The sequence below is a fragment of the Halodesulfovibrio aestuarii DSM 17919 = ATCC 29578 genome (assembly GCF_000384815.1).
Classification (GTDB): Bacteria; Desulfobacterota; Desulfovibrionia; order Desulfovibrionales; family Desulfovibrionaceae; genus Halodesulfovibrio; species Halodesulfovibrio aestuarii.
Genome location: NZ_ARQF01000016.1, coordinates 94,834 through 107,028, shown reverse-complemented (window position 1 = coordinate 107,028; position 12,195 = coordinate 94,834). Strand labels below are relative to the sequence as shown.

Genomic DNA, 12,195 nt, shown 5'->3' with positions numbered 1-12,195 from the left:
AGAGCTCTCTTTTTTTTGTTTATTTGAAAAAATATAAAAAACTGCAAAACTTACTATGTTAATGTCTTTTTTTGTTCAAATGGAAAAAATAAAGGATGATATTTATCTTTTCAGTGGTTATTCTTCCTGTTCAACAGTTTTTTTGTATTCTTTCTATAGAATGAACGCAGTTCACGATGAAGATATGCAGTAAATGTGTTGCTCTCTGTTGGAAATACGCAAAGTATTTCTATGGTTCCTGAGTTGGGAGCAGGGGTATGACAAATTGGAATGATGATTATGATCAAAAAAACTTGAATGCCTTGCCGTTGCGAACTACAAGGGGGACGACAATAACAAAACCGTAAAACTCGTTGAGGTGGAAAATGACGTCTCCTGTGAACAATCGTGAAGGATTCGCCACTGCTCTTGGTGTCCTTACCGCGACATTGGGATCGGCTGTTGGACTAGGTAACATTTGGAAATTTCCGTACATGACAGGTGAGGGCGGTGGTGCTGCCTTTCTTATAGTATATTTGCTTGCCACTCTCGTTGTTGGCCTTCCTGTAATGATCGGCGAAATTATGCTCGGCCGTAAGGCGCGTAAAAACGCAATTGGTACATGGCATAAAATTGCTCCCGGCTCCCCGTGGTTTATTGTCGGGTGTGGCGGTGTTTTGGCTGCGTTCTGTATTATGGCTTTCTACACAGACGTGGCAGGCTGGGTTTTTGCCTTTGTAGTTAAGGCGGCATCCGGTCAGCTTAACGGCCTTGATAAATCTATCGGCGAAGCTGCTTTCGGCTCTATGGTATCAGATCCGGTAGGTGCTTTGGCATGGCAGTGGTTTGTCCTTGCCCTTGTTGCTCTTATCCTTATCGCAGGTGTAGCAAAAGGAATTGAAAAAACCACTAAAATTCTTATGCCTGTTTTGTTCCTTATGCTGTGCGCAATCTGCGTACGTTCCCTAATGCTGCCAAAAGCCGGTGAGGGACTTGCGTTCCTGTTTGCTCCGGATTTCTCCAAAGTAACAGTGGCTGTAGTACTTAATGCTATGGGACTTGCTTTCTTTAAGCTTTCTCTTGGTATGGGTACTATGATGACCTATGGCAGCTATTTCCTTGAAGAAGCAGATATTCCTAAAACAACTCTGCGTGTAATGCTCGCTGACCTTACCGTATCTATGCTTGCAGGTATTGCTATTTTCCCTGCCGTATTTAACTACGGTCTGACGCCTACCGCTGGTCCCGGTCTGCTCTTCATGACTATGCCTGCAGTGTTCAGCGCACTTCCTGCCGGTCAGCTTTTTATGACCCTGTTCTTCGTGCTCACCTCCGTAGCTACCATCGGTGCTATGTGTTCCCTGTTTGAAGTGCCTGTTGCATTCCTTATTGAAGCCATCCCGGCCTGTAACCGTAAGACAGCAACTATTATTGTTGCTCTCGGTATCGGACTGTGTGGTGTACCGGCAACATTGTCGTTCAACGTGCTTTCAGATGTGACAGTCTTCGGTAAAAACTTTTTTGACATGTACGACTTCCTCAGCTCTAACATTCTCCTTCCTTGTGGCGGTGCATTTATCTGTCTGTTCGTAGGTTGGGTCTGGGGTTGGGAACGTTCTAAAGAATGCCTTACTAACGGTGGTACACTCACCAACGAAGGCATTTTGAAAATGTGGTTCTTCCTCGTTAAGTGGATTACCCCAATCCTTGTGTTTATCGTGCTTCTTAAAGGTCTTGGCGCATTCTAAATTGAGTGTGGTTTAACCGTTGCCTTTGTAACGTAGCGGCTTATACTTCACTATCTTTTGTCAATAAAAAGGCTGTCCTTCGAATGGGGGACAGCCTTTTTTTATTTGTTAACGTTCATGAGAGAAGCCGCAGCAGACTCGTTTTATACAGGATGGAGACATTACAAAATTCGCTTATATTAAATAATCGCATTTCAACCTTAGTGAGTCCTTGGTATGGTTAAGTGCTTCTCGACTATTCAACTCCTAGGACGTTGTATGACGAAAAAAAAAGTTTCAGACGCCGACAATGCTACGTGGTACAAGGATGCGATTATTTATGAATTACATATTAAATCGTTTAACGATTCCACAGGGAGTGGCAAAGGGGATATTAAAGGCGTAATTGAAAAGCTTGATTACTTGCAGGAGCTGGGCATTACTGCCGTGTGGCTGCTGCCGTTTTATCCGTCGCCGCTGCGGGACGACGGGTATGATATTCAGGATTATATGAATGTTAATCCTGACTATGGGACAATTCAGGATTTAAAAAAGCTTATCCGCGAGGCACATAAGCGTAATTTAAAAATTATTATTGAGCTTGTGTTAAATCATACTTCAGACCAGCATGAATGGTTTAAGCGTGCGCGTCTTGCCCCTGCCGGTTCTGTGCATAGAGATTTTTACGTCTGGAGCGATACGCCGGATAAATACAAAGAAGCACGAATTATTTTTAAAGATTTCGAGCCGTCCAACTGGAGTTGGGACCCTCTTGCAAAGGCGTACTACTGGCACCGCTTTTACCATCATCAGCCGGATTTGAACTATGAGAATCCGCAGGTGCATAAGGCGATGTTCAAGGTGTTTGATTTCTGGTTCAGGATGGGGGTGGATGGCGTACGGCTGGATGCGGTACCATATCTATATGAAAAAGAAGGAACGAATTGTGAAAATCTTCCTGACACATTTGCTTTTCTAAAAAAACTCCGTTCGCGACTTGATAGCAGGTACGCAGGGCGTATGCTGCTTGCTGAAGCAAACCAGTGGCCGGAAGATGCCTCTGAATATTTTGGCGACGGCGATGCTTGTCACATGTCTTTTCATTTCCCACTGATGCCGCGGATGTTTATGGCACTCGAGATGGAAGACAGGTACCCGATTCTCGATATTCTGGAACAGACTCCGACTATTCCTGAAAATGCACAGTGGGCGATTTTTTTACGTAACCATGATGAGTTGACGCTTGAGATGGTTACGGATGAAGAACGGGACTATATGTATAGAATGTACGCCCGTGACCCTAAGAGCCGAATTAATTTAGGCATCCGGCGCAGACTTGCTCCATTGCTTGGCAATGACCGGCGTAAGATAGAATTGATGAACGTCTTGCTGTTTTCTATGCCGGGCACTCCGGTACTGTATTATGGTGATGAAATATGTATGGGAGATAACTACTATCTTGGTGACAGGGACGGAGTTCGTACGCCGATGCAGTGGAGCGCTGACAGAAATGCAGGATTTTCCCGGTCAAACCCTCAGAGCTTATATCTCCCTGTTATTATTGATCCTGAATATCACTATGAAGCTGTAAATGTGGAAACGGCGCAGAGTAACAAATCGTCTCTGTTCTGGTGGATGAAAGATATGATTGCGATGCGTAAGAAGCATTCTGCCTTTGCACGGGGTGAAATATCGTTTCTTATGCCGGACAACCACAGGGTATTGGCATTTATTCGTACGTATGGCGACGAAACTATTTTAATCGTCTGTAACTTATCACGTTTCCCGCAAGCTGCCTCGCTGGATTTGACAGGCTTCGAAGGGTGTGAACCTGTCGAACTTATGTCGCATACCAAGTTTCCTATGGTTCGAATAGCTATGTACGAGTTGACTCTTAACCCGCATGGCTACTTTATGTTTGCACTGCAGCGGAATGTTGCTGAAGTGGTAGCCCGTTCTGAAGAAATACCGGCGATTGTTTCTTCTTCTACCGTTAATATGTTTGATGCTGAGTTTAGACGCGGGTTGGAAGGTGTGCTTCCGGCTTACTTCATACGCCGTAATAAGCTGCTGACAAGCAAAGCAATATTGCGGGAGATATCAATTCGCGAGGCTATACCGTTTGGTAGCGAAATGCAGCAGTGCTGGCTTCTTGTGGTTGAAGTCCGCTTCATGCAACAACCGTCAGAATTATATACGTTGTTTGTAAGTAAGCTGGAGGGAGTCGTTGCTGCGGATTTAATAACAGTACGCACTCCTGAATTGATTTGCACAATTGAAGGTGGAATAGATAACTCTGTTCTGGTCGAAGGCTTTATTGAAGGCTGGAGTTGTGATTCTTTTATCCAACTGTATAAGCAGGTGAAATCTGTTTCCGGCAGAAATGGTGTATTTTCCGTTGTTCAAGACAGACGCAGACTTCCGGTTTTTCATAATTGTGTTGGCTGGTGGATAGATTTTCCTGAATCAAGTGCTGTTGTCTGCGGTAATGACCTGTTTTTCCGTATGTACCGCAGGCTGAGTGACGGTATTAATCCGGATGCTGAGATGTTGGAGCATCTGTCTGTAACGTGTGATTTTCCTAATGTTCCCCGCTATTTTGGTGCTGTTAAGTATGTTTGTGAACGTGGAGACGAGCACTATGTAGGGGCATATAGCCAATATACACATTGTGAATCCGACTTACGGCAGATGGTTCTTGATAGTATTACACGCTTCTATGAGGGAAGACTTGCTCTTGATAGTACTGTTGAAAAATCACCTGCGGAACTTGATGCAGATGTTTTTGAAATTGCCTTCGAACGGCCTGATTTAAATAATGCAGAAGTGTTAACAGATGCAGATATTACAGTCTTTACGCTGTTGGGAAAACGGCTGGGAGAAATGCATCTTGCTTTGGCCCGACCTAAAACGGGCAAGGATTTTGTTCCGGAACCTTACTCGAAGTTGTATGCTCGTTCTGTGTATCAGAGTGTACAGAGTGTCGTGAAACGCACTATGGACAGACTGAAGCGGAACAGGGGGGGATTGCATAGTGACATTATTCCACATGTTGATTTGTTACTGGAACGTAAGCATGCGATGTTGGATGATGTGAAGGAATTTCTTGAATATCAGTACGACTGTCATAAAATTAGATTGCATGGCAACCTGTACCTTCGCAGGGTATTTTATACCGGGAAAGATTTTCTTTTCGTCAATTTTGAAGGGCATAAATATCGTTCATTTACTGCACGTAGATTAAAAGACAGTGCCTTGCGTGACGTTGTAGACTTGCTGGATTCATTGCAGAATACGGCATTAGAAGTGTTGCATCACACTTCTGTTATTCGCCCTGAGGATAAGAATAAACTTGAAAGATGGGCTGAAGTATGGCGCAGAAATGCAGGCGGGGTGCTCCTTCGCAGCTACGCTGAGACAGTTGAGGGCAGCAAGCTGCTTCCACGGGATCCTTCTGCTTTGCGCTGTATGCTGGATGTTTTTTGTCTGCAAAGAAAATTTATTGATCTTAGGTACTTTGAGTCAATGAATCCGGTAGATTTTGAAGTTGTAGTAAAAAGCGCTTTGAATATTCATTGCCCGCAATCCCGAACTGCCTGTGATCGGAACTAGACATGAAACCAGAAAAAAGAGCCTGCATACTTCATGTAGGCTCTTTTTAGTTGGAATAAATATTGCAAATTACTTAGCGAGTGATGCTTCCGGAAAAAAGTGTCATTTTTTTGATCAGAATTAGGCAGATCCTAGAGAAAATCAAAAAAAAGCCGATCATAAGTTAGGCAAAAATTTCTTCTTTAGTGACCGCTTCAGACTTGATTCTGTCAAGCAGTTCAGCAAGAGTTGCTTTTACATTTTCACGAATGTCACCTGCAACAATAAGGTACATCACATCGTCACCGGGCTTGAAGTCTCCTTCATATGCTTCGGTAATAATGCGGTAAATACCTTCGCTTTGTTCAAGCTCTTTGCGAATGCTTTCAATTTTTTCGTAATCATGACGGATGCGAATAGCTTTAACTTCTCGTCGGTCCTTGCGAGACCAACCACGCACTGTGCCGTTATGAATAAGTGTCATGCCGACATTTTCGGCAAAACCCGGGTCTTTTTTCAGTTCAGCCAGAGTTCTGGTAATGTCCATAAGTCCTCCCAAAAGTAATGGTGAAAGGTAAATATGCCTCATTTATCAAACTTGCTCAACAAACTTCCGATGTTCCAGGAATCACGAATGGTAGCCTCCGGCTACGGAATGTGGATCAGCTGGAATGGAGAACTCAATCCGGCAGTCGTGCAGACATTGCAAGACTACGGAGGATTGCAGGTAGAAGTTGATAGAGATCAAGCGTTATGGTTCTTTTTTAGTCCTGATGTATTTTTGGCGGCAGCCAGATTAAGTGTTTGGGCTAAATTTAATACCTTGCAGCTTTACGCCCAGCTGTTTCCGGCAAAACTGCTGTTCAGCCCTAAGCGTGAAATTTCGTGTTCTGTTGAGCCATCATTAATGGCGCAGTCAGTTATCGTCCCTGACACTTGTCAGATTTTTGTGCATCCCAAGATCCGTGGTGAAGGGAGAGGTCTTCCGGGACTGACCTTTAAGCCGGAAGGTACGCGCTCCGGTCTGGCTTCTGTTGAATGGGCATCCTTGATGGTTGACCCGCGCCTTCCGTATCAGTCTTCACTGGGGTGGTATGGCGTCATTAAGCCGCTTGGCAATTCTATGGAAAAGAATTTTCTTGAAGGCTGGCGTCAATACGCTCTTGAAATAAAAAAGCTTTTTGAAAGACTGAAAATTAAATTTCTTGTTCAGGATAGCTACTTAGTTTTTCAATTGGAAAACTTGCAGATGCTTCGTCAGTGGACACGCGAACATCTGGTGCTTGTGGATAATCTTAAGGCGGACAACCGTGAGGCATACTGGCCTGCCGTTGTAGCCGTGACGAATAAGCGCGGGTTGAATTTTAACCCTGATTTGCCGAAGAAAATGGCGCTGGACTGGAATCAGCTGGTTCCGGATTTTCCACATATGAGCTTTCGTTCCGGTTACTTGCTCGGACGTTCTTTTGAAGTGCATGACGTTAACTTCTCATTGGATGCAAGCAGTGTTGATGATTGGTGTAAAGTAACACGCGCCGCTAATCATTCTGAAGAAAGCGGCATGCTTCCGGTGCAGATTTCCAAACACCTTATTGCCGGTAGTCACGACCATTGTTTCTATTGCGGCATGCGTTCGCATCCTTCTCATCAGTGTCCGACTCGTTTTTTGACTCAATTAACTTCAAAGGTATGGAATGAGCTTGCAAAGTTAAATTTTGAGGAGTTTAACAAAGCTTTTGAAGTTATTGAGTCAAAGGTAAATGTCGAGGATCCCTCAACGCTGAATGACATCCAGACCTCAAAAGGACATGAGGGCACTCTGCTGAATGCAGTTTATGGTGTGAACCAGATTTCGCAGTTGCGTATGATGCAGCATATGTGGGTTTGCCGTGGCAAAGATTTTGCGAAAGGGCTGGACGAAGTTGTGCCACGTGATGACAACCCTGTCTGGAGTGCTCTTTCTTATGTGCTTGCCGGTGATTTGCTTGTGGCGGACAAGGAGCTTACAAACTTGTCTATTCGCGCTCCGCGTGATGCAAGGCCGCGAATGCTTGCCGGTTTTGTCGCCATGGAGCGGGGTGACTACCATAAGGCCATGATGATGTGGAAAGAGGCTGAGATTCTTTCCGGCCCGATGCTGAAGCAGGCGTACTGCGTCTTTTTACAGGCGCGTTTGCTTGAGTTTACGTCTCAGTTCCAGCAAGCCTCTGAACTGTATAGCCGAGTGCTGCGTATGTGCCCTACAATGCAAGATGCACAGTACCGCAAATCTGTGTGTCAGGTTAAAATCGGATTTGCAGAGCAGGCGATGTCTTCCCTGATTTCTCTTGTGGAGCAAACTCCTCACTACTTTAACAGAGTGCTTATTGATCCGGAAATGGAGCGCGGACACATTCAGGTTTTATCAGCGTTGTATGCACCCTGGGTAGAAGCGGAAAGTCATGTGGAAAAGGCTGTTGAAAAGCTGGAAGGACTGAAAAAAGAAGTTCATGAGTGGTTTGATGAAGGGAGTCCATTTTTTGCAAAGTGCATGAAGCGGATTGAAAGGATGACCGCAGCCAGTGATATCAAAAACTATGTATCGTTCATGGTTATCCTTCATGGCTGCAGGAGTCTTTCAAAAGAGCTGGACAGGTATATTACAAAAGAAGCAAATGAACTTAAAAAGAAATTTCAGGAACAAAGAGAACGCCTGAATTATATTCGGGAAGAAGCTGCATGGTTCCCGTTCCCGCGGGCGCTTGTCGAGTTCAATAAGAATTATAATGTGTGCGCCGCTAATATTAAGTGGGCATTAAATACCCATTTCCAAGTTGCAGATATTTTTAAGAAAGCTCAGGCTGTTGCAGAAACAGAAGAAAAGCGCCTTGAAAAGCTTGAAAATCGTTTGAAGTTTTTAAAGGTAGTTCGAGACTCAACGTTATTTATGCTGATTATGTCTCGTACGTTTTTCTGGGTTGAAGTGACTTTTATGTGTATTGTTGTTGTCGCATTACCGCTTTCAATGTTCTATGGCGAACAGACGGGCATGGAATGGGCAACAGGTCTGTTGTTTAAAGAGAAATGGGATATCCAGAAACAGCTTATTTTAGGTTTTTCAATCTTTGCCATTATAGTGGCGTGCATCCGCACTGTCATAGTGTTTGATAAGGTTCGGGAAAAATACTTTAATAAGGCGCGTGGCGTTGCGTGATATAGTTCTATAAGCTTTTTGTGCAGCGTATAGCACAAATAAAAATACCCAAAGGCCCCTGCATAGTTTGTGCGGGGGCTTTTTTATATGCTGTTTGAAAAGGGGAGTGCGGAACGTTTCTTAAAAAGAAATAGAAGGTGAGTCTGTGGTCAACGCACTGCTATAGAACGAGTAACAGAGCGGGGCGTGTGATTGCTTCAAGGATACCGTCTAGGACTTGTTGGCACAGGCTGCCGGACGCAAAAAAAAGCCAGTTCAAAGAACTGGCTTAAAGTGCACTTGGAGCGGGAAACGAGATTTGAACTCGCGACTCCAACCTTGGCAAGGTTGTACTCTACCACTGAGTTATTCCCGCTTTTGAGTGGAGGCGACATCCGGATTTGAACCGGAGAATGGAGATTTTGCAGACCTCTGCCTTACCGCTTGGCTATGTCGCCTCAAAAGAGAAAAATAAATTTTTAATGGAGCGGGAAACGAGATTTGAACTCGCGACTCCAACCTTGGCAAGGTTGTACTCTACCACTGAGTTATTCCCGCTCTTGAGTGGAGGCGACATCCGGATTTGAACCGGAGAATGGAGATTTTGCAGACCTCTGCCTTACCGCTTGGCTATGTCGCCTCAAAAGAGAAAAATAAATTTTAATGGAGCGGGAAACGAGATTTGAACTCGCGACTCCAACCTTGGCAAGGTTGTACTCTACCACTGAGTTATTCCCGCTCGTGTTCGCACAGTCTATAGTAAACTGTATCGAAAGTAAATTTTATGGAGCGGGAAACGAGATTTGAACTCGCGACTCCAACCTTGGCAAGGTTGTACTCTACCACTGAGTTATTCCCGCTCATATTGCATATGAGCAATGCAGTCAGCTTTTTAAGGAACTTTGATGTGATAATCAAGCCTAAAATAGACTGCTTTTTTATTTTTTTAAGTGGAGCGGGAAACGAGATTTGAACTCGCGACTCCAACCTTGGCAAGGTTGTACTCTACCACTGAGTTATTCCCGCTCGTATTGCTTTTAAGCAATGCAGTCAGCTTTTTAAGGGACTTTCTTGTGATAATCAAGTCCTAAATTAACTGCGTCTTATTTTTTTAATGGAGCGGGAAACGAGATTTGAACTCGCGACTCCAACCTTGGCAAGGTTGTACTCTACCACTGAGTTATTCCCGCTCATTGCGTAGGGACTAATTCGCCCCAACGGGGGAGGTGTATACGCAGAGGTTGCCAACCGGTCAAGTAAAAAAGGTATTTTTTTCTTTTTTTGCTGCCTCAATGTCATAGAGGCGCTGCGGAAAGTTGGTAGGCGTTTTTATGTCGAGAGTGTGGCTTGTAGCGAATTTATGGGATTAACTGTTCGGCTTGTAAAAAGGTATTCCTGTTTATGATAACCGGCTTACTGCGGGGGTGACCTGTGGTACATGTTATTAACTCAACCTAACCGGCTAATATGTTCATTAATAATGGTAAGCTGGCTATCAGGGGCTACATTTATGGGATATAAGATAAAAATAGTAATAGTCATATAACACGCAATGAGAGCTTTGCTTTTTGAGATGTTTTAGTTTATTGGAATGTTCTTCTTTATGGTAAGGGCATACGACCATACTCTTGGCGTTATATGCAGTGTGTTTTGACTGTTATGTTATGAGAGTGACGGCCTCTGTTTGATAGATGCCGAGGAGGATATACATGGAACAGAAAGATCTTGATCATTTCCGTGCACTTCTGAATAAGATGCTCGAAGAGGCTCAGCAGAAGGGCGATGCGACCCTTGATGATATGACTGACAACAATGAAATGTTTGCAGATCCTGCAGACCGTGCCACCGCTGAATCTGACCGCGCGTTTACATTACGTATCCGTGACCGCGAGCGTAAGCTTATTAAGAAAATTCGTTCTGCCATTACTCGTCTTGATGAAGGTTCTTTTGGCATTTGTGATGAATGTGGCGAAGATATCGGCATTGCACGCTTGGAAGCACGTCCTGTTACGAAGCTATGCATTAACTGCAAAAGCAAGCAGGAAGAGGACGAGCGCCAGCGCGCTGACTAGTACGCAATGGAAGCACATTTTTTTCGGCGGTTGTGCGTAGAACTTGCTGTGCACCTTACTGGTGCCCGTATTGAAAAGTTTTTTCAGCCAGCCTCCGATACCACTACAATAGTAATTCACCGCGCCGGCCGGAAGCAGAATCTTCTGCTTCAGGCCGGTCGCCGTTTCCCCCTCCTTTTTCTCAGTGACAAGCGTCCTGTAAATCCCGATACCCCCTCTGCAAAATCAATGTGGCTGCGAAAGTATGCAGCCGGTAAACGTCTGGGTACTCCCGTTGTGGACTGGTGTAACCGCCGTATTGCTTTTCCGCTTACAACAACCCCTGTAACGTGGCTTGTGCTTGATTTGTGTAATGGTGTCTTCATTACAAAAGAAGAGCCGGAATGGTCAGGTTATGAGCCTGTATGGTGTGAACCTGAAGACTTGCCGCATGTATTGGCAAGCAGTGAGGTGTGGAGCAGCTATCCGCAATTGACACCTCCGTTACGGAAGACACTTTCAGCGTTGATTCATGATGATCCTATGGACGCGCAGGCATTGTTTGTTGATTTGGAGTATGGATACGGTTCTGTAGCGACGCAGGAAGATCTGGCTGAGCTTGGAGAGGTTTATCTTTACTTCAAGGATGGCAAGCCTGCTGATGCATATGTCTGGCCATTGCCGGAGGCTGTTCGCGGTAAGCGTGAAGAGAAAACTGTAGCCTCTGCCATGGAGGCAGCCACAGCCGTGGGTGAAATGCGTCTGTTTGCAGAATTGGCACAGGCTGAAGCCTCAACCTCTGCAAAGCCTGTGGTTGCTGCGCTAAAGCGTACTAAGAAAACGCTTGCCCGATTGGATCAGGAAAAGGCCCGTCTTGAACGCATGATTGCAGGGCAGCAGCATGCAGTGCTGTTGCAGGCGTGCCTGTGGCAGCTTGATGCAGACCGTAAGCTTTCCTCTATCAGCCTGACAGTACCGGAAGGTATTGACGGTTTGACCGCTGGTGACAAGTGCACCATTACCCTTGATCCGCGTAAGACTATCCGTGAAAATATGGCATACCTCTTTAAGCAGGCAGCCCGTGGAAAACGCGGTATGGATATGCTTGCGGAACGAAGGCAGGTGCTGGAAATGCAGTATTCACGTTTGCAGCGCGGCGAAGGTGAAGTGCCGAAGTCTCAGACAGAGCAGAAGCTCACAGGCGGTGCGCTGAAACGCCAGCAGAAACGGCAGGCGAAGGATAAGTTCATCCAGCGTTTCAGAAGCTCAGATGGTTTTCTGATGCTCCGCGGGCGTAATGCACAGGGGAATCATGAACTTCTGAACAGAGTCTCATCCTATGATCTGTGGTTTCATGCGGAAGACGGTCCGAGTGCACACCTTGTGCTCCATTTGGACTATCCGGACCAGCAGGTTCCTGAGCAGACTTTGCAAGAGGCTGCGATTCTTGTCGGTGTAAAAAGCTGGCAGCGGGAAGATGAACAGGCGCGCATTATGTTTGCCCGTGTAAAGAACGTCCGTAAAATAAAAGGCGCTGCTGCCGGTACAGTGCATGCAGAGTCTGAAGGCTCTCTTCTTGTCAAACTCAGACCAGAGCTCGAAGAAACGTTAAGGTCAGGTCTCTAGGTAGTATTGTTCGGTATGTTGCGAAATATACTGCTTATATGTCGCAACG

Annotated in this window: 6 protein-coding genes and 8 tRNA genes; 5 read left to right on the top strand and 9 right to left on the bottom strand. The window is 45.2% G+C overall.

What is annotated here, in order from left to right:
• Nucleotides 1-365: 365 nt before the first annotated feature.
• Together F461_RS0101965 and treS are read left to right on the top strand one after the other, a co-directional pair.
• A complete protein-coding gene (locus tag F461_RS0101965) occupies nucleotides 366-1,727 on the top strand; it encodes a sodium-dependent transporter (protein ID WP_019999475.1) in 1,362 nt (453 codons plus the stop codon).
• A gap of 258 nt (nucleotides 1,728-1,985) precedes the next feature.
• Nucleotides 1,986-5,318 (top strand): maltose alpha-D-glucosyltransferase, encoded by a 3,333-nt coding sequence (gene treS, locus F461_RS0101960; protein WP_019999474.1) that lies wholly within the window; start codon nucleotides 1,986-1,988, stop codon nucleotides 5,316-5,318.
• A 163-nt stretch (nucleotides 5,319-5,481) separates the two neighbouring features.
• On the opposite strand, the gene F461_RS0101955 is transcribed toward treS, so the two are convergent.
• A complete protein-coding gene (locus F461_RS0101955; RefSeq protein WP_019999473.1) occupies nucleotides 5,482-5,844 on the bottom strand; it encodes a molybdenum cofactor biosynthesis protein MoaE in 363 nt (120 codons plus the stop codon).
• A 33-nt stretch (nucleotides 5,845-5,877) separates the two neighbouring features.
• On the opposite strand from F461_RS0101955, the gene F461_RS0101950 reads away from it, so the two are divergent.
• Nucleotides 5,878-8,490, top strand: coding sequence for a tetratricopeptide repeat protein (locus F461_RS0101950; RefSeq protein ID WP_026364565.1), 2,613 nt, complete (start codon nucleotides 5,878-5,880; stop codon nucleotides 8,488-8,490).
• Between the two features lie 280 nt (nucleotides 8,491-8,770).
• Here F461_RS0101950 and F461_RS0101945 read toward each other — a convergent pair.
• The 8 genes from F461_RS0101945 to F461_RS0101910 all read right to left on the bottom strand — a co-directional run bounded on the left by F461_RS0101945 (nucleotide 8,771) and on the right by F461_RS0101910 (nucleotide 9,659).
• A tRNA-Gly gene (locus F461_RS0101945) sits at nucleotides 8,771-8,845 on the bottom strand.
• Between the two features lie 7 nt (nucleotides 8,846-8,852).
• Nucleotides 8,853-8,927 (bottom strand) — tRNA-Cys (locus tag F461_RS0101940).
• Nucleotides 8,928-8,952: 25 nt separating this feature from the next.
• Nucleotides 8,953-9,027: transfer RNA gene (locus F461_RS0101935), tRNA-Gly, on the bottom strand.
• Between the two features lie 7 nt (nucleotides 9,028-9,034).
• A tRNA-Cys gene (locus tag F461_RS0101930) sits at nucleotides 9,035-9,109 on the bottom strand.
• Between the two features lie 24 nt (nucleotides 9,110-9,133).
• Nucleotides 9,134-9,208: transfer RNA gene (locus tag F461_RS0101925), tRNA-Gly, on the bottom strand.
• A 46-nt stretch (nucleotides 9,209-9,254) separates the two neighbouring features.
• Nucleotides 9,255-9,329 (bottom strand) — tRNA-Gly (locus F461_RS0101920).
• Between the two features lie 91 nt (nucleotides 9,330-9,420).
• A tRNA-Gly gene (locus F461_RS0101915) sits at nucleotides 9,421-9,495 on the bottom strand.
• An 89-nt stretch (nucleotides 9,496-9,584) separates the two neighbouring features.
• Nucleotides 9,585-9,659: transfer RNA gene (locus F461_RS0101910), tRNA-Gly, on the bottom strand.
• A 519-nt stretch (nucleotides 9,660-10,178) separates the two neighbouring features.
• Between F461_RS0101910 and dksA the strand changes: the two genes are divergently transcribed.
• The gene (gene dksA / locus F461_RS0101905; protein ID WP_019999471.1) at nucleotides 10,179-10,541 is read left to right on the top strand and encodes an RNA polymerase-binding protein DksA; all 363 of its coding nucleotides are present in this window, start codon (nucleotides 10,179-10,181) and stop codon (nucleotides 10,539-10,541) included.
• A gap of 6 nt (nucleotides 10,542-10,547) precedes the next feature.
• A complete protein-coding gene (locus tag F461_RS0101900; protein ID WP_019999470.1) occupies nucleotides 10,548-12,146 on the top strand; it encodes an NFACT RNA binding domain-containing protein in 1,599 nt (532 codons plus the stop codon).
• Nucleotides 12,147-12,195 lie beyond the last annotated feature (49 nt).